Source organism: uncultured Arthrobacter sp., assembly GCF_947493765.1.
In the GTDB taxonomy this organism is placed as follows: Bacteria; Actinomycetota; Actinomycetes; order Actinomycetales; family Micrococcaceae; genus Arthrobacter_D.
This window is the reverse complement of the sequence record NZ_CANLSZ010000001.1, coordinates 287,593-305,499: the sequence shown is the minus strand read 5'-3', so window position 1 is coordinate 305,499 and position 17,907 is coordinate 287,593. Positions and strand designations below refer to the sequence as shown.

The following is a 17,907-nucleotide window of genomic DNA, read 5'->3' as shown; positions in this document are numbered from 1 at the left end:
ATGGCCCGCCTGCCTGCCGTACCGGTGCTGCCGGACGTCCTCGCCCTGCCCGCCGTGGAGGCCGGACAGGATATCGCCGTCAGGGCGCCCGCCACGAGTGCGAATCTGGGGCCGGGTTTCGACGCCCTCGGTCTCGCGCTGACGCTCCACGACACCGTGCGCGTGCGTACCTCCGCCTCCGGGACGGTCCTGGTCCGCTCCGAGGGCGAGGGTGTCGACGGCCTGCCGACGGACGGGACGCACCTCGTGGCGGCTTCGCTGATCAGTACGCTGCAGCGGGCCGGGTACCGAGCGGACGGTCTCGAACTCGACACGCTCAACGTCATCCCGCACGGCCGGGGGCTCGGGTCGTCGGCGGCGGCCATCGTCGCCGGGGTCCTGGCGGGGAACGCGCTGCTGCCCGCGGGGGAGCGTTTCGCGCCGGCCCAGCTGCTGCAGTGGGCCGCGTCCCTCGAGGGCCACCCCGACAACGTGGCCCCGGCGCTGCTGGGCTCGCTCGCCATCTCGTGGGAGAGCGGCCGGGTGTACCACAGCACCCGGGTGGACGTGCACCCGGACATCGTCCCGGTCCTCGCCGTCCCGGACACCGCGCTGTCCACGGAGAGCGCGAGGGCGCTGCTGCCCACATCGGTCTCCCACCGCAGTGCTGCCGCCAACGCGGGCCGCGCAGCCCTGCTCATCCATGCCCTCGGAGCCGATCCGTCGCTGCTCCCGGCCGCGACGCAGGACGCACTCCACCAGGACTTCCGCGCGCCGGCGATGCTGCCCAGCGCCACCCTGATGCGCGGGATGCGTGCGGAGGGCTTCGCCAGCACCATCTCGGGCGCCGGCCCGAGCGTCCTGACCCTCGCCGTGGGCGAGTCCGATGCGCGCGCGGCGGAGGACGCCCTGCGGGCGTTGCTGGAGCAGGACGAAACGCCGAGCGACTGGCGGATTATCAGGCTCGCGGTGGAGCGGGAAGGTGCTAATGTGGAGGTGCACCAAGGGTAGAGATCGTTCCGGCGCACAGCGTGCGCCCCTCGGTCCTACCGTGTTCCCGGGCACCGGCGTCGTGATGACGCTCGTCGTCCACCGGACATCGTGTGCTCCTGCTGATCTGGCCGTCCTCTGAAGACCGCCGCACCACTGCAGCTCCCCTTCAGCAGTTGCCCACCTCGGTGTAGCCTCCGATCTTTTTCTCGTGCGCGGCTCTCAGGGCTGCCGCACGCGGACATCCTCAGGCTCCCAGTACACAGCCGACGCCGGACCATCACCGGCCGCCCACTCCGCACAGCGGCACGGGCACACCACCGCGGACCACCGATCTGATGGCCGCCCGACGAGGGGGAAGGATCCTTCGTGACTGACACCACCGACCTGTTACCAGGTGTGGCCACCCAAGACGCTGCAGCAGACGGCGCACCAGCTTCCAAGAGCAGCGGCCTTGCCGGCCTGAAACTCGCACAACTGCAGGCTCTTGCCGGTCAACTCGGCATCACCGGCGGATCGAGGATGCGCAAGAGCGATCTCGTCTCCGCGATCTCCGACCACCAGCGCGGTGGAGCCGTGGCGGACCGTCAGAAGAGCTCCGGCGCACGCGGTGCCGACACGGCCAAGGTCGCGGCGGAGAAGCCGGCATCCGAGGCTCCTGCCGCCGCGGACGCCTCCGGGGAAGACCGGTCCGGCGGCGGGCAGTCCGCTCCGGCGGAGCGCCAGCCGCGCACCCGGAACCGGAATCGCCGCGCAGGCAGTGACGGTGTGGTGTCCACGGGCGAGGCCGGAACGGGAGACGGTTCGACCGAGAGCCACACGGCGGACGCGGACGTCTCGGCCCCGGCCGGCGAGCAGCAGGACCGCACCGACCGCGACGCCGGAGGTCGGCCCTCGCGCAACCGCCGGAACCGTCGGGGCGAGGATCGCGCCGACTCCCAGGCGGACCAGGGTGATGCCCAGGACGGCTCCGAGAGCGCAGGCAGGGACGGCGGGCAGAACGCTGCCTCGACCGACGCCCAGTCCGCGTCGTCCGAGGGCCGGGGCGATCGGCGCAGCCGCTCACGCAACGGGCGGGACGACTCCTCGTCCGGCACCGCGGGCACCAGCCCGGCAGGGGACGACGCCGCCAACGACGGCGGGCGTAACGACAGCTCGCGCAGTGACAACCGGAACGACAACCGGAACGACGGCTCGCGCAGTGACAACCGGAACGACAACCGGAACGACGGCTCGCGCAGTGACAACCGGAACGACGGCTCGCGCAGTGACAACCGGAACGACGGCTCGCGCAGTGACAACCGGAGTGACAACCGGAACGACAACCGGTCGAACTCCTCGAACGACGACGAGGGTCGCGGCCGCAACCGGCGCAACCGGTCCAACCGCGGCGGGAACTCCTCCGAGGACCGCAACAGCCGGTTCCGTGACCGCAACGAGCGCAACGACCGCCGGCGCGGGCGCAACCAGAACCCCGACGTCGACGACGTCGAGGTCACCGAGGACGACGTCCTGCTGCCCGTCGCGGGCATCCTCGACATCCTCGAGAGCTACGCCTTCGTCCGCACCTCCGGCTACCTGCCGGGCCCCAACGACGTCTACGTCTCGCTCGCGCAGGTCAAGAAGCACGGTCTGCGCAAGGGCGACGCCGTCGTGGGAGCCATCCGCGCTCCCCGCGAGGGCGAGACCCAGGCCAGCACACGCCAGAAGTTCAACGCCCTGGTCCGCGTCACCTCGGTGAACGGCAAACCGGCGGAGGAGCTCACGGACCGCGTGGAGTTCTCGAAGCTCGTGCCCCTGTACCCCTCGGACCGTCTGCGCCTCGAGACGGACCCGAAGAAGATCGGTCCCCGCGTGATCGATCTCGTGGCGCCGATCGGCAAGGGCCAGCGCGGTCTGATCGTCTCCCCGCCCAAGGCCGGCAAGACGCTCATCCTGCAGGCGATCGCGAACGCCATCACGATCAACAATCCTGAGGTGCACCTCATGATGGTCCTGGTGGACGAACGCCCCGAGGAAGTCACCGACATGCAGCGCACGGTCAAGGGTGAGGTCATCGCCTCGACCTTCGACCGCCCCGCGGACGATCACACCACCGTCGCCGAACTCTCCATCGAGCGCGCCAAGCGCCTCGTGGAGATGGGCATGGACGTGGTCGTGCTCCTGGACTCGATGACGCGCCTGGGGCGGGCCTACAACCTGGCCGCTCCGGCGTCGGGACGGATCCTCTCCGGCGGCGTCGATTCCGCGGCGCTCTACCCGCCCAAGCGCTTCTTCGGTGCGGCGCGCAACATCGAGAACGGTGGTTCGCTGACCATTCTCGCCACGGCGCTCGTGGAGACCGGGTCCAAGATGGACGAGGTCATCTTCGAGGAGTTCAAGGGCACCGGCAACATGGAGCTCCGCCTCTCCCGCAATCTCGCGGACAAGCGGATCTTCCCCGCCGTCGACGTCAATGCCTCCGGCACACGGCGCGAGGAGAATCTCCTCTCGCCCGACGAGGTCAAGATCATGTGGAAGCTGCGCCGCGTGCTGTCGGGTCTCGAGACCCAGCAGGCACTGGAGCTGCTCACCAACAAGATCCGGGAGACGCAGTCCAACGTGGAGTTCCTGATGCAGGTCCAGAAGACCACGCTGGGCTCCAAGGACTCCGACTAGCACTCCACCAGCCGTTCGGGACACGCCGCCAGCCGTCGTGTCCCGAGCGGCTGCGGCTGTTAAGGCCGGCGCCGAGACAGCAGGAACGACCGGCCCGGCGCGTGGCGGACGGTCATTCCTGCCACCTCGTCCTTCGTAGACTGGCTGCACACGCCGAAAGAGGTACACCCGATGTTCGAATCCATCCAGGGACTGCTCGATGAGCACTCCGAGCTGCAGGACCGGCTCGCCGACCCGGCCGTCCACGCGGACCAGGCGCTGGCCCGCAAGCTCGGACGCCGGTACGCCGAGCTCGGCCGCATCGTCGACGCGCACAACCGGTGGACGGCGCTCGACGAGGATCTCGAGGCCGCCCGCGAGATGGCGGGGGAGGACCCGGAGTTCGCCGCCGAGGTCCCCGTCCTCGAGGGTCAGCTCGCCGCGGCGCAGGAGCGCCTGCGCCGCCTCCTCATCCCCCGCGACCCCAACGACGGCCGCAACGTGATCATCGAGGTCAAGGGTGGTGAGGGCGGCGACGAGGCAGCCCTCTTCGCCGGCGACCTGCTGCGCATGTACACGCGGTACGCCGAGTCGCGCGGCTGGAAGACCGAACTCCTCTCCGCCAACGAGTCCGATCTCGGTGGGTACAAGGACGTCCAGATGGCGATCAAGCAGTCCTCCAACGACCCGGCCGAGGGCGTCTACGCCCGCCTCAAGTTCGAGGGCGGCGTGCACCGCGTGCAGCGCGTCCCGGTCACCGAGTCGCAGGGACGCATCCACACCTCCGCCGCGGGTGTGCTCGTCCTGCCGGAGGTCGACGAGCCGGAGGAGGTCGACATCAGTCAGAACGACCTGAAGATCGACGTCTACCGCTCCTCGGGGCCCGGGGGCCAGTCGGTCAACACCACGGACTCTGCGGTCAGGATCACGCACCTGCCCACGGGGATCGTCGTCGCGATGCAGAACGAGAAGTCGCAGCTGCAGAACCGTGAGGCGGCCATGCGGGTGCTGCGCTCGCGCATCCTGGCGCACGAGCAGGAGAAGATCGACGCCGCGAACTCCGACATCCGCAAGTCGCAGATCCGCACGATGGACCGCTCGGAGCGCATCCGCACCTACAACTACCCGGAGAACCGCGTGGCCGATCACCGGACCGGCTACAAGGCGTACAACCTGGACGCCGTCATGAACGGCGATCTGGAGCCGGTGGTGCAGTCGGCGATCGAGCTGGACGAGCAGGCGCGGCTCGACGCCATCGGCGCGGACGAGTAGGCGTGGAGGACGCGCTGCGCTCGGCCGAGCAGCGGCTCCGCGCGGCCGGAGTGCCCAGCCCGCGCGTGGACGCCGAACTGCTCGCCGCGCATCTGCTGGGCGTCTCCCGGGGGCGCCTGCGGGCACTGGTCCTGACCGGCGCCCGCGTGCCGGACGGCTTCGAGGCACTCGTCGAGCAGCGGGCGGAGCGCGTCCCGCTGCAGCACCTGACCGGCACGGCGTCCTTCCGCCGGGTGGACCTCGCGGTGGGCCCGGGGGTCTTCATCCCGCGACCGGAGACGGAGTCGGTGGCGCAGCTCGTGATCGACCGCGCCTGGACGTTGGACGCTCCCCGGATCGTGGACCTGGGCACGGGCTCGGGCGCGATCGCGGCGGCTGTCGCCGACGAGGTCCCCGGCGCCGAGGTGCACGCCGTCGAGCTCAGCGAGCTGGCCCTGGCCTGGGCGGACCGCAATCTCGCCCCGTTCGGCGTGCAGCTCACGCAGGGCGACCTGGCGACGGCGTTGCCGGAGCAGGACGGCTCGTTCGACGTCGTCGTGTCCAACCCGCCGTACATCCCTCCCGACGCGGTGCCCGTGGACCCCGAGGTGGCGGACCACGATCCGCACCTGGCCCTCTACGGCGGGGGAGCGGACGGTCTGGACCTGCCGCGTGCCGCCGCGAGGACCGCGGCGAGGCTCCTGAGAGCCGGCGGCTACTTCGTCATGGAGCACGCCGAGGTACAGGCTCCCGCGGTGGCGGGCTTCCTCGCGGAGGCAGGACAGTGGCAGGCGGTCACCACGCACCAGGACCTCACGGGCCGGGACCGGGCAACGAGTGCCGTGAGGAACAGCGACCGGCCCGGCGGGTCGACGACGGACGGGACCAGACCATGACCACACGGACCGAGGGCGCCGCACCACCCGCGACGGTGGCGGTCGCCGCCGTCACCTACGACCGGCCGGCGGAACTCGCGCTGCTGCTGCAGAAGCTCGCGGCGCAGAGCGCACCCATCAGGACCGTCGCCCTCGTGGATTCGGGCACGACGCCGGCCACCGCCGTCGTCGACGCCGCGGAGGGCAACATCCACTATCTCCGCTCAAAGGCCAATCTCGGCGGCGCCGGCGGGTTCGCCTTCGCGATCCTCGCCGCCATCGCCAGCGGTGCACAGTGGATCTGGCTGATGGACGACGACGGCCACCCCGAGGACGAGCGGTGCCTCGCGGCGCTGCTCGACGCCGCACGCGAGCACGACCTCGACATCGTCAGCCCGCTGGTCGCGGCGACCTCCGATCCCTCGCGGCTGTCCTTCAACTTCCGCATCAACGGACTGCTGACGAACGACAGGGCGACCCTGGAGGCCCGGGGCTACCTCCCGGACATGGTGCACTTCTTCAACGGGGCCCTGATCCGGGCGGAGGTCTTCTCGACGATCGGCCTGCCCGACATGAAGTACTTCATCCGCGGCGACGAGGTGGACTTCCTGGCCCGCGTGAGGAAGGCCGGTCTCCGCTACGGGACGCTGACGAGTGTCGCGGTACGCCATCCGGCGACCTGGTCCGAGATGAAACCGATCTTCGGAGGCTTCCTGACGCCGGTGATCCCCGAGGGTGACTTCAAGCGCTTCTCCTACTTCCGCAACAGGGCGCACCTGGCCCGCAAGCACCGCAATCTCCGCTGGTTCGGGGCGGACGTGATCGGCTTCCCCTACTACTTCCTCACCCGGCGCGACCTCCCGGGACTGCGGGCCTGGTTCTCCGCCTATGCGGGCGGTCTGCGGGGCAGGGGCTTCGGCCCTCCGCCGTCCTCCTGAGGTGGCGCGCCGCGGGCGCATGCCGGTGCCGGCGGGCGATGTGCGCCGCCCGGTTCCGCAGTGGAAGGATGAGTGCGTGATTACCAGTTACGACTGCTCCGATCCTGCCCAGCGACGCGACGGCCTCGCCGCCGCCCACCGGGCGGTGGAGCGCAAGCAGTGCGTGGTCCTGCCGACGGACACCGTGTACGGCATCGGGGCCGACGCGTTCTCCCCGCAGGCCGTGGCGACACTGCTCGCCTCCAAGGGGCGCGGGCGGAACATGCCCCCGCCCGTCCTCATCCCGCGGCTCCAGACGCTCGACGGCCTCGCCGTCGAGGTCCACCCGGACGCCCGGCGACTCGCGGAGGCCTTCTGGCCGGGAGCCCTCACACTCATCTGCCATGCGCAGCCGTCCCTGAGCTGGGACCTGGGCGACACGTTGGGAACCGTGGCCCTGAGGGTCCCCGACGACGACGTCGCACTCGAGCTGCTGGCCCTCACGGGCCCCCTCGCGGTCTCCTCGGCCAACCGGACGGGGCAGGACGCGGCCACCACGGCGGCCGATGCCGCAGCGCAGCTCGCCGAATCGGTGGCCGTCTACCTGGACGCCGGTCCACGGACCGCGGCCGACGGCATCGGCTCCACCATCGTCGACGCGACGGGCGAGGTCCTCCGGATCGTCCGGCAGGGAAACCTCTCCGCGGCACGGCTGCGGGAGGTGGTGCCGGGCCTCGCCGGTGCAGGCGACGACGCCGAGCTGGCGGTAGACGCAGCACCGGAGGACAGGGACCCGGCGGACGCAGCGCCGGCGGTAGACGCAGCACCGGAGGGCAGGGGCCCGGCTGCCTGAAGCTCTGACGCCGGGCATACTGGCCGAGGCGCTACCGACCGAGGCCGCCGACCACAGCTACCGCCCGGCTCGGTCGCCGCGACCGGCCCGGGCCAGGACGTCCCGCACCGCGGGCCGGGGTGCGAGTCCCTGCTCCGCGGCCCACCCCGGCACCTGGTCCTGCCCGAACCAGAGCAGTTCGACGCGGCGCACCTGGCCGTCGAGGCGGCCGCCCAGCAGTGACGAGATCCTGAAACCGGCCGAGACCGCGGTCCTGCACAGGACGGCGGGGAGCAGGCGCGGCCGGCCGCCCGCGGCCTCGAGCACGGTCCGTACCGACAGGCCCTCCCACGGCTGCAGGACGATGCCCGGCACGGCTGCCCCGTGCCGGCCGATCGCGACGACGAGGTCCGCCAGCGCGCCGACCGACGTGACGGGCGACGGCGCGGTCCCGGGGGCGGCCACCGACGCCAGGGGCGAGCGCGCCAGTTTCGCGAGTGACGCCGTCGTGGGTCGTCCGTGGCCCTGCACCGACGTGGCCCGCAGGATCACCACCGAGAGCTCCGGCGGGTCCAGTGCGGTGAGCGCCTGCTCGCCGAGCGCCTTGCTGCGTGAATAGGCGGAGAACGGCTGCACCGCGGTCGTCTCGTCCAGTCGTCGGGCACTGCCCTGCACCGCGGCGCTGCTGAGGTGGATGACGCGGTGCACGCCGGCCCTGGCCGCGGCGCAGGCGACGACGGCGGGAAGCAGTGCGTTCGCGCCCAGCAGCTCCGGCCCGGCAGGGGCCGAGGGGGTCGCCATCCCGGCGGCGTTGACCACGACGTCGTGCCCGCGCAGCGCCGTTCCCAGTGCGCCGACGTCGTACCGGTGGGCTTCCGCGACGAGCGCGGCAGCGCTCTCCGCCTCCGTGGTGAGCCGGGGTGCGGGAACGGTGCGGGCGTCGATCCCGGCAGCCGTGAGCGCGTCGAGGACCGCCGCTCCGACGAAGCCCGAGCCGCCCACCACGGCCCAGCTCACGCGGCACCGCCCGCACGCCGGTCGCGGAACGGGGGCTCGGGGCGCCAGTGCGGATCGCGCAGGATGGTCCGTGCGGCCCGCCAGCCCCGCCAGACCGGGGCCAGCCCGGTGAGCGAGCGCTCGACGGCGACCAGCCGGACCAGCTCCTTGCCGGCCGCGAGGAGCGTCCCCACCCCGAACCCCACCCTGCTGTAGCTGCCGTGGAGCCGGAGGTACCGCGCCAGGTGCCCGCGATTGCGCATGCCGCAGAAGCGTGAGAGGTCACTGGAGTCGTTCAGGTGCCGCACCCCGAGATCGATCTGGCGCTGCGCCCGGGTCTTCCGCAGCACGAACGCGTCGACGTACGCCACAGGATGACGCCGGGAGATGAGCCAGCCGTACGTCAGGTCGTCGCCGTTGAGGAAGAACCGGGCATCGGGCAGGCCGATCTCGCGCACCACGGCGGCGGAGACCAGCATGCCCTCGAAACAGCCCACATTGGTGTGGAAGACCGGGGAGTCCTCGAAGACGTCCCCGCGCACCGGCAGGTGCACCCCGAGGGACTCGTGGAGGAGGTGCTGCCAGAAGAAGGGCTCGCCCGCGGCGTCGTACCGCCTGCCGTGGATGCACGGGTAGCGCCGCATCCACGGGCGGAAGGACTCCAGCGCAGCGGGAAGGACGACGACGTCGTCGTCCATGAGCCAGAGCCACCCGGCACCCTCGTCCAGTGCGCGGGCCATGCCGGCCGCGAATCCGCCGGCACCGCCGACATTGTGCGGCAGCCGCTCGATCAGCAGCGGACAGGGCAGCCGTGCCGCGGCGAGGACGTCGGCCGTCCCGTCGGTGCTCGCGTTGTCGACGACGACGACGCCTCCAGGGAGGGGGTCGAGCCGGGCGATCGACCGGAGCAGCTCGTCCAGGAGACCGGCCCGGTTGAAGGTGGTGATGACGATGAACACGTGCTGGGCGTCGGCGTCCGGATCGTGCAACGGGTTCCTTCCGGGCCGCGCCGGGCGGTGCGCAACGGATCAGGCACAGGTGGTGCAGTTGGTATTCTCTTCGTAGAAGCAGTCTATTGCACCGTGTTCCGACCCCGCCCGGCCCGTCCTGGCTCCTCCGCCGCGGGTGGGCGCCGATCACCGGGAACGCGGTGGTCACCTGCATGGCACCGTTAGGACATATGGGACTCAACGAACACCGGGGCGCCTCCGGAACCTCAGGCTCCGCCGGAGGGGCGTCCTCCGGCGACAAACCGGCGATCTGGCTGTGGTCGCAGTACCTGCTCGACGCCGCCGCCTGGATCGTCGCGATCCTGCTCGCCCTGATCCTGCGCTACGAGCTGCTGGTCAACGAGATCAACGATCCCGGCATTGTGGTCTTCTGCGCCGTGGCCGTGGTGGCCCAGCTCGTGGTGGGGCTGAGCTTCGCGCTGTACCGGGGGAGATACAGCTTCGGCAGTTTCCACGAGGCGAAACTCCTGGTGATCGTGGCGGTCCTCGTGGGCGTCATCCTCGTCCTGGTGAGTGTCGCGTTCTTCCCGGTGCTCGCCGTGCCGCGAAGCATCGGCATCATCGCGTTCCCCTTCGCCTGCATGTTCCTGGCGGCCACCCGGTACCTCAAGCGCATGTACGTCGAGAGCAAGGCCAAGCCGGGGGAGGACGCCCAGCGCACCCTCATCTACGGCGCGGGCTTCCTCGGCAACTCGCTCGTGGACCGCATGATGAAGGATCCGGGGTCCCCGTACTTCCCGGTGGGCCTCATCGACGACGACGCCTCGAAGAAGCACCTCCGGTTGTCCTCCGTCCCCGTCCTCGGGACCATCGACGACCTGCCGGCGATCGCCGCGAGGACCCAGGCCTCGGTCCTCGTGATCGCGTTCGCCGAGGTGGAGGCGGCCCAGGTGCGGCGGGTCTCGGACCTGGTGGCGGGCCTGGGGATCAAGGTCCTCGTCCTGCCACCCCTGCGCGACATCCTGGGCGGCGCCGGTGCCGCGGGGGCCGCCATGACCGACTTCCGGGAGGTGGCCGTGGAGGATCTCATCGGACGGCGTCCGGTGGACATCCATCCCGACGAGGTCGCCGGGTACGTGACGGGCAAGCGCGTACTGGTGACGGGGGCCGGCGGGTCGATCGGCTCCGAGCTCTGCCGCCAGCTCGCGGCGTTCTCCCCGTCCGAACTCATCATGCTGGACCGTGACGAGACCGGTCTGCAGTCCACCCAGATCACCCTCACGGGCCGCGGACTGCTCACGGGGCGCGACACCGTCCTGGCCGACATCCGGGACGCCGACGCCCTCCTCGACATCTTCGAGGACCGCCGGCCGGAGGTCGTCTTCCACGCCGCCGCCCTCAAGCACGTCTCCATCCTGGAGCAGTACCCGGAGGAGGCCTGGAAGACGAACGTGCAGGGCACGCTCAACGTGCTGCGTGCCTCGAGCGCCGTCGGGGTCACGAACTTCGTCAACATCTCCACGGACAAGGCGGCCGATCCCACGAGTGCTCTCGGCCACTCCAAACGCGTGGCGGAGAAGCTCACGTCGTGGCACGCGGAACGGACCGGGCAGCGCTACGTCTCCGTGCGCTTCGGCAACGTCATCGGCAGCCGGGGGTCCATGCTCCCCCTCTTCACGGAGCAGATCCGGACCGGAGGTCCCATCACCGTGACCGACCCCGCCGTGACGCGCTTCTTCATGACCATCCCGGAGGCCTGCCAGCTCGTCATCCAGGCCGGGGCGATCGGCAGGGGAGGCGAGGTGCTCATCCTCGACATGGGGGAGGCCGTGAAGATCCTCGACGTGGCACAGCGCATGATCGCGATGAGCGGGAAGGACATCGGCATCGTCTTCACCGGCCTGCGCCCGGGGGAGAAGATGCACGAGGACCTCATGGGCATCGGCGAGGACGACTCCCGGCCGCTGCACCCGAAGATCTCGCACACCTCGGTCGCGGCGCTGGACCCCGATCGACTGAGCCTGCGGCAGTGGAAGACCCAGGGCGGTTTCGGCGCCCGCCGGCTGGACCCGCCGGTGGACGATCCCGCCCTTCCGACCATCGAGGGGCGTGTGCCGTGAACCCGCTCCTGCTCCTCGTGGGAGTCGTGGCGTTCGGTCTCTCCGTCCTCCTGCCGTTCGTGGTGGCGCCCCTGCTCCGGAGACTGGGTGTCATCGACATCCCGAACGACAGGTCCTCGCACTCCACGCCCGTGATCCGCGGCATGGGCCTGGCCGTCGGCGCGGCCGTCCTCGTGGCCCTGGTGCTCTCGCTCGCCACCGGGCTGGTCGCCGTCGACCGCTCGCTCGTCCTCGCGGTGATCGCGATGACCGGCGCTGCTGCCGCCCTGGGGTGGATCGAGGACTTCCGCGGACTGTCGATCAGGATCCGCGCGTCCGTCCAGCTGCTCATCGGCGTGATCGGTACCGCGGCGCTGGCGACGACCATCGAGGACAGCAGCTACTGGTGGGTCCCGGTCGGCGCGATCGCCGTGGCGACCTACATCAACACGGCCAACTTCATGGACGGGATCAACGGCATCTCCGGGATGCACGGGATCGTGGTCGGGCTCTTCTACGCGTGGGCCGGCATGCTGAGCGACCAGCTCTGGCTCACCGTGTCGGGGCTGGTGGTCGCGGCCGCCTTCGCGGGGTTCCTGCCCTGGAACCTCGGTCGGGGGTTCGTCTTCCTGGGCGACGTGGGCAGCTACCTGCTCGGAGCGGCCATCGCCGCGATCGCCGTGACCGGCCTGCTGGCGGGGGTGTACCTCGAGTACCTCCTCTCGCCGGTGCTCATCTACCTCGCGGACACCTTCACCACGCTCCTGCAGCGCGCCCGGCGCGGTGAGCGGCTGTACGCCGCGCACCGCCAGCACGTCTACCAGCGCCTCACCGAGACCGGCCTGAGCCACGTGCAGGTGGCGGTCTTCGTGAGCATCATGTCGGCTCTCACCGGCGCAGCGGGCTTCGTGGCGGCGACGGCGGCACCGCCCCTGGCCGTGAGCGCCTCGCTGTTCACGGCCGTCGTGGTCGCGGTGTACCTCTACTCTCCCCGCATGTTCCGCGCCGTCCGGGCCTCCCGCGCGGGTGCGGGGGTCTGAGGCCCGGCCGCCGCGGTGCGGTAGGCTACGAGGCGCGGACGCGCGGGCTCACCGGAGCCGTCGTCCACCACAGGCCCTCCCGCCGCGTCCCACGGACCAGCCGTCCTTGACGAGCAGGAGGGCGCTGCCAGGCGACATCGACAGAGCGGACAGCGCGTGCCACGACCGGATCCCCCGGCCACCGGAGCCGGACACCCCACCCTGATCGGGGCATCGAACCCCACGCCCTCCCCCTGGCTGGGCATCCTCGCCCGGAGCGCCCTCGCCGGAGGGGCGACGGGCCTGGTCCTGGCTGCCGCGGCGTTCCTCGCGGCCACGCCCGGCGCCGTGCTGAGCGCGCTGCTGGGCTCCGGTCTCGTCATGGTGTTCTTCGCCATCTCCCTGCTGATCGGGCACTTCGTCGGGGCCTCCAATCCCTCGGGGGCCCTGGGCCTGTTCGTCCTCACCTACGCCGTCAAGGTGGTGGGTTTCGGGGCCGTCCTGTTCCTCTTCGGCACCCCTGCCTGGCTGGAGAGCACCTGGTTCTTCATCAGCGCCCTCTCGACCGTGATCACCTGGCAGATCGCGGAGGTCGTCGCCTTCTCGCGCATCCGCACCCTGCTGTACGACGAGACGGCCCCGGCTCTGACGCCGGTCGACCCCGCCCCGGACCGGCAGCAGGAACGAGGTCGCAGTGAGGGATAGGGCACGCGGGACGGACGGCCCCGTGGAGCCCCCCGCGGACCGCGACGACGGGCGTTTTTCCAACGGCGGCTACAACGCCGGGATCGCCGTCTTCAGCTACATCGTTGGCGGGATCCTGGTGTGGAGTTTGATAGGCTGGGGCCTGGATTATGTCCTCGACACGCGCTTTCTGGTGCTGGCGGGAGCGTTCCTCGGTGCAGTGGGAGGGTTCTATCTCTCCCACATGCACAACCTCACCCGGCATCACCCCCAGGACCCGCCCGGCGGATCACGGGCGCCCGACGACGGTGCGGGAACGCCATGATCCCCACATGCTTCATGCGTCGGACCTGTAACACCGTGGCCGAACACATCCTGCCCAACGATGGACACTGCAGAGAGGAAACGCGTTGATCGCGCTTGCGCTCCCGGCCACAACTACCGAAGAGGGCTTCATCGCCCCGACGATCGAGGACACCCACTACCCGAACATCTTCCCCTGGGGTGGCGAGTACGGCGTGCTGCTGGAGCCGGGTTTCGGCAAGCAGATGCTGCTGATGATCCTCTCGGTGGTCCTCATCGCGACCTTCTTCCTCATCGCCTCGCGACGGAACCAGCTGGTTCCCGGGAAGCTGCAGTTCCTCGGGGAGTCCGCCTACGGTTTCGTCCGCAACTCCATCGGCAAGGACATCATCGGCGGGCGTGACTTCCTCAAGTACGTGCCCTGGCTCTTCACGGTGTTCTTCTTCGTCCTGGTGAACAACATCTTCGGCGCCATCCCGCTCCTGCAGGTGCCCACCTTCTCGCACCCGGGCAGCGCGTACGCCATCGCCGCGATCTTCTTCGTCCTCTGGGTGGGCATCGGCCTGAAGAAGCACGGACTCCGGTACCTGAAGCTGGCCGTCGTCCCCGCCGGGGTGCCCTGGCCCATCCTGATCATCGTGGTACCGATCGAGATCATCTCGAACTTCATCGTCCGCCCGGTGACCCACTCCCTCCGACTCTTCGCGACGATGCTCGCCGGTCACCTCATCGTGACCCTCGCCGGCTCCGCCATCGCCTACATGGTGGGCACGGGGAGCATCCTCCTCCAGGGCACCAGCGTGCTGGTCCTGATCGGCTTCGTCGCGATGTACATGCTGGAAGCCCTGATCATGGTCCTCCAGGCCTACGTCTTCACGCTGCTCGCCGCGATCTACATCGAAGGCGCGCTGCACGCCGACGCCCACTGATTCACACACGTCTTCCCCGTCGGGGATGATCCCAAGCAACCTGCCGCACCTCAGCGGCATCTTGAAAGGAACACAATGGAAGTACAGGGTAGCCTCAACCTCGTTGGATACGGTCTCTCCGCAATCGGCGGTGGCATCGGTGTGGGTCTCGTGTTCGCGGCCTACATCAACGGTGTGTCCCGCCAGCCCGAGGCACAGCGCGTCCTGCAGCCCATCGCCTTCCTCGGCCTGGCGCTGACGGAAGCCCTCGCGATCCTCGGACTCGTCTTCGCCTTCGTCATCGGCGCCTAGACAGCCGTCCCGACAGATCGACGACACGTTGAAGAAAGACGGGTGACACATGCTTAATGCAGCGATTATGGCGGCGGAAGAGGGCTCCAATCCTCTGATCCCCAATCTCTGGGAACTGCTGGTGACCGTTGTCGGCTTCGCCGTCCTGCTGTTCATCGTCATCAAGTACGTCATGCCGGCGTTCGAGAAGACGTTCGCAGAGCGCACGGAGGCGATCGAGGGCGGCATCGCCAAGGCGGAGGCCGCACAGGCCGAGGCCAACGCGGCGCTCGACGAGTACAAGCAGCAGCTCACGGACGCCCGCACCGAGGCGAACCGCATCCGCGAGGAAGCCCGGGCCGAGGGAGCGCAGATCCTCGCCGACCTGAAGGCGAAGGCTGCGGCGGAGTCCGCACGCATCACCGAGCAGGCGCAGGTCCAGATCGACGCCGAGCGGCAGACCGCGCTGGTCTCGCTCCGGGCCGAGGTCGGAACGCTCGCCACGGATCTGGCGAGCCGGATCGTCGGTGAGTCACTGGCCGACGACGACCGCTCCGCGCGCGTGGTCGACCGGTTCCTCTCCGACCTGGAGACCTCCTCGCAGAGCGCAGGTGCAACCCGGTAATGGCAGGAATATCGAGCCTCTCCCTGGCCACGGTACTCGACGGACTGGAGCCGCACCTGTCAGGGGCACAGCTGTCCCTCGCCGAGGACCTCTTCGGGGTCCTGGCGATCCTCGACGACAATGCCGGGCTCCGCAGGGCGCTGACGGATCCCTCCCGCACCGGTGAGGACAAGGCCGCGCTCGTGGACCAGCTGGTTGCCGGGCGCGTGTCGCCCGAGGCCACCAGCCTCGTGCGGAGCCTCGTCATGGAGCGCTGGGCCTCCGTCCGGGATCTCGGGGACGCTCTGGAGCAGGTCGCGGCCACGGTGGTGATCGCGGTCGCCGAGCAGGGTGACGGTGTGGAGGGGCTGGATCGGCTCGAGAACGAACTGTTCTCGTTCATCCGGGTCGTCGACACGAGTCACGCCCTGCAGCGGGCGCTGTCGGACGCGCAGGCCACGGACGAGGCGAAGATCGAGCTCGCCCTGAAGCTCGTTCCGGAGGCGGGGCCCGCGGGGTCCCTCCTGATCACCCAGGCGGTGCGTGCCCCCCGCGGGTTGCGGCCGTCGGCACTGGTCGAGCGCTTCCTGGATCTGGTGGCTGCACGCCAGCAGCGCTGGATCGCCCAGGTGAGCGTCACGCGCCCGCTGCTCCCGAACCAGCTCGAACGGCTGCAGGCGGGTCTGAACGGGCTGTACGGTCGTGACCTGAAGATCAATGTCACCGTCGATCCGTCACTCATCGGCGGCGTCCGGGTCAGTGTCGGGGACGAGATGGTGGATTCCACGGTCGTCACCCGGCTGTCGGAGCTCCGCCGGAAGCTGGCGGGATAGGCGCATGCGCGCCCTTGCCGCCGAGTCACAACCACAGAATCACACACTGGTCGCCAGGAATGTCACGGGGACCTACAACACAGGAGAGCAGGGACTGAGATGGCCGAATTGACCATCAACGCCGAAGATGTCCGTAGTGCGTTGAACGACTTCGCGGCGTCTTACGAGCCCGGTAACGCGGAGCGCGTCGAAGTAGGACGTGTGACCACCGCCAGTGATGGAATCGCCCGTGTCGAGGGACTGCCCTCGGTCATGGCCAACGAGCTGCTGAAGTTCGAGGACGGTACGCTGGGGCTCGCGCAGAACCTCGACACCCGCGAGATCGGCGTCGTGGTCCTCGGTGACTACAACGGGATCGAGCAGGGCCAGGAGGTGCACCGCACGGGCGAGATCCTCTCGGTCCCGGTCGGTGACGCGTTCCTCGGCCGCGTGGTGGACCCGCTGGGACAGCCGATCGACGACCTCGGCGAGATCGTCGCGGAGGGCCGCCGTGCCCTCGAGACCCAGGCCCCGGGCGTGACGCAGCGCAAGTCGGTGCACGAGCCGATGCAGACCGGCCTCAAGGCCATCGACGCGATGATCCCGATCGGCCGCGGCCAGCGCCAGCTGATCATCGGTGACCGCCAGACCGGCAAGACCGCCCTCGCGGTGGACACCATCATCAACCAGAAGGCCAACTGGGCCTCGGGTGATGTGAACAAGCAGGTCCGCTGCATCTACGTGGCCATCGGCCAGAAGGCCTCGACCATCGCGGCCGTGCGCCAGACGCTCGAGGACAAGGGAGCGCTGGAGTACACGACCATCGTCGCCTCGCCCGCGTCGGACCCGGCCGGCTTCAAGTACCTCGCCCCCTACGCCGGTTCCGCCATCGGGCAGCACTGGATGTACGCGGGCAAGCACGTCCTCGTCGTCTTCGACGACCTCTCGAAGCAGGCGGAGGCCTACCGCGCGGTGTCGCTGCTCCTCAGGCGCCCGCCGGGACGCGAGGCCTACCCGGGTGACGTCTTCTACCTGCACTCCCGCCTGCTCGAGCGCTGTGCCAAGCTCTCGGACGATCTCGGCGCCGGGTCCATGACGGGCCTGCCGATCATCGAGACGAAGGCCAACGACGTCTCGGCCTACATCCCGACCAACGTCATCTCCATCACCGACGGCCAGATCTTCCTGCAGTCGGATCTGTTCAACGCGAACCAGCGACCGGCCGTGGACGTCGGCGTCTCGGTCTCCCGTGTCGGCGGCGCCGCGCAGGTGAAGTCGATGAAGAAGGTCTCGGGCACGTTGAAGCTGGATCTCGCGCAGTACCGCGACATGCAGGCCTTCGCGATGTTCGCCTCGGACCTGGATGCGGCCTCCCGCCAGCAGCTGACGCGTGGTGCGCGCCTGATGGAGCTGCTCAAGCAGGGGCAGTACTCGCCGATGCCGGTGGAGCAGCAGGTCGTGTCCATCTGGGCCGGAACGAGCGGTTACCTGGACGATGTGCCGGTCGACGACATCAATCGCTTCGAGACGGAGTTCCTGGAGCACCTGGGACACACCTCCCAGGTCCTCAACACGCTGGAGCAGACGGGCAAGATGGAGGACTCCACGGCGGAGGAACTCAAGACGCTCATCACCGACTTCAAGCAGGGTTTCTTCGGCGAGGGCGCGAACGGGTTCGGTCCCGGCCACGAGGAGCACGAGGCGATCGACGCCGATTCGGTGGAGCAGGAAAAGATCGTCAGGCAGAGGCGCTAGCGGAC

General features: G+C 69.8%; 17 protein-coding genes. 15 read left to right on the top strand and 2 right to left on the bottom strand.

Going from position 1 to position 17,907, the window contains the following annotated elements:
* From thrB to Q0747_RS01455, 6 genes are all read left to right on the top strand, one after another.
* The gene (gene thrB / locus Q0747_RS01480) at nucleotides 1-990 is read left to right on the top strand and encodes a homoserine kinase (protein WP_298251482.1); all 990 of its coding nucleotides are present in this window, start codon (nucleotides 1-3) and stop codon (nucleotides 988-990) included.
* A 348-nt stretch (nucleotides 991-1,338) separates the two neighbouring features.
* Nucleotides 1,339-3,627: a transcription termination factor Rho gene (rho, locus tag Q0747_RS01475; protein ID WP_298251481.1), complete on the top strand. Its 2,289-nt coding sequence runs from the start codon at nucleotides 1,339-1,341 to the stop codon at nucleotides 3,625-3,627.
* Nucleotides 3,628-3,798: 171 nt separating this feature from the next.
* On the top strand, nucleotides 3,799-4,878 hold the full coding sequence (gene prfA / locus Q0747_RS01470; protein ID WP_298251480.1) for a peptide chain release factor 1: 1,080 nt from the start codon (nucleotides 3,799-3,801) through the stop codon (nucleotides 4,876-4,878).
* Between the two features lie 2 nt (nucleotides 4,879-4,880).
* Complete coding sequence (gene prmC, locus Q0747_RS01465; RefSeq protein ID WP_298251479.1) at nucleotides 4,881-5,753, top strand: peptide chain release factor N(5)-glutamine methyltransferase; 873 nt, start codon at nucleotides 4,881-4,883, stop codon at nucleotides 5,751-5,753.
* The gene (locus Q0747_RS01460) at nucleotides 5,750-6,670 is read left to right on the top strand and encodes a glycosyltransferase (protein ID WP_298251478.1); all 921 of its coding nucleotides are present in this window, start codon (nucleotides 5,750-5,752) and stop codon (nucleotides 6,668-6,670) included. The genes prmC and Q0747_RS01460 overlap by 4 nt, the downstream gene beginning before the upstream one ends.
* Before the next feature lie 76 nt (nucleotides 6,671-6,746).
* Complete coding sequence (locus tag Q0747_RS01455; RefSeq protein ID WP_298251477.1) at nucleotides 6,747-7,502, top strand: L-threonylcarbamoyladenylate synthase; 756 nt, start codon at nucleotides 6,747-6,749, stop codon at nucleotides 7,500-7,502.
* A 57-nt stretch (nucleotides 7,503-7,559) separates the two neighbouring features.
* On the opposite strand, the gene Q0747_RS01450 is transcribed toward Q0747_RS01455, so the two are convergent.
* Together Q0747_RS01450 and Q0747_RS01445 are read right to left on the bottom strand one after the other, a co-directional pair.
* Nucleotides 7,560-8,498 carry an NAD(P)-dependent oxidoreductase gene (locus Q0747_RS01450; RefSeq protein ID WP_298251476.1) on the bottom strand — a complete coding sequence of 313 codons (939 nt, stop codon included), beginning with the start codon at nucleotides 8,496-8,498 and terminating at the stop codon, nucleotides 7,560-7,562.
* Nucleotides 8,495-9,466 (bottom strand): glycosyltransferase, encoded by a 972-nt coding sequence (locus Q0747_RS01445; RefSeq protein ID WP_298251475.1) that lies wholly within the window; start codon nucleotides 9,464-9,466, stop codon nucleotides 8,495-8,497. The genes Q0747_RS01450 and Q0747_RS01445 overlap by 4 nt, the downstream gene beginning before the upstream one ends.
* A gap of 191 nt (nucleotides 9,467-9,657) precedes the next feature.
* On the opposite strand from Q0747_RS01445, the gene Q0747_RS01440 reads away from it, so the two are divergent.
* From Q0747_RS01440 to atpA, 9 genes are all read left to right on the top strand, one after another.
* Nucleotides 9,658-11,547 carry a nucleoside-diphosphate sugar epimerase/dehydratase gene (locus Q0747_RS01440; RefSeq protein WP_298251474.1) on the top strand — a complete coding sequence of 630 codons (1,890 nt, stop codon included), beginning with the start codon at nucleotides 9,658-9,660 and terminating at the stop codon, nucleotides 11,545-11,547.
* Nucleotides 11,544-12,566 (top strand): glycosyltransferase family 4 protein, encoded by a 1,023-nt coding sequence (locus Q0747_RS01435; RefSeq protein ID WP_298251473.1) that lies wholly within the window; start codon nucleotides 11,544-11,546, stop codon nucleotides 12,564-12,566. Before Q0747_RS01440 ends, Q0747_RS01435 begins: the two co-directional genes overlap by 4 nt.
* A gap of 156 nt (nucleotides 12,567-12,722) precedes the next feature.
* Nucleotides 12,723-13,250, top strand: coding sequence for a hypothetical protein (locus tag Q0747_RS01430; protein WP_298251472.1), 528 nt, complete (start codon nucleotides 12,723-12,725; stop codon nucleotides 13,248-13,250).
* 22 nt (nucleotides 13,251-13,272) lie between these two features.
* On the top strand, nucleotides 13,273-13,554 hold the full coding sequence (locus tag Q0747_RS01425; protein ID WP_298251749.1) for an AtpZ/AtpI family protein: 282 nt from the start codon (nucleotides 13,273-13,275) through the stop codon (nucleotides 13,552-13,554).
* 85 nt (nucleotides 13,555-13,639) lie between these two features.
* Nucleotides 13,640-14,461 carry a F0F1 ATP synthase subunit A gene (gene atpB, locus Q0747_RS01420; RefSeq protein ID WP_148600459.1) on the top strand — a complete coding sequence of 274 codons (822 nt, stop codon included), beginning with the start codon at nucleotides 13,640-13,642 and terminating at the stop codon, nucleotides 14,459-14,461.
* A gap of 75 nt (nucleotides 14,462-14,536) precedes the next feature.
* Nucleotides 14,537-14,752, top strand: coding sequence for an ATP synthase F0 subunit C (locus tag Q0747_RS01415; protein WP_136454312.1), 216 nt, complete (start codon nucleotides 14,537-14,539; stop codon nucleotides 14,750-14,752).
* 49 nt (nucleotides 14,753-14,801) lie between these two features.
* Nucleotides 14,802-15,356 (top strand): F0F1 ATP synthase subunit B, encoded by a 555-nt coding sequence (locus Q0747_RS01410; protein ID WP_298251471.1) that lies wholly within the window; start codon nucleotides 14,802-14,804, stop codon nucleotides 15,354-15,356.
* Complete coding sequence (locus Q0747_RS01405; protein ID WP_298251470.1) at nucleotides 15,356-16,168, top strand: F0F1 ATP synthase subunit delta; 813 nt, start codon at nucleotides 15,356-15,358, stop codon at nucleotides 16,166-16,168. Before Q0747_RS01410 ends, Q0747_RS01405 begins: the two co-directional genes overlap by 1 nt.
* Before the next feature lie 99 nt (nucleotides 16,169-16,267).
* A complete protein-coding gene (gene atpA, locus Q0747_RS01400; RefSeq protein ID WP_298251469.1) occupies nucleotides 16,268-17,902 on the top strand; it encodes a F0F1 ATP synthase subunit alpha in 1,635 nt (544 codons plus the stop codon).
* Nucleotides 17,903-17,907: the final 5 nt, after the last annotated feature.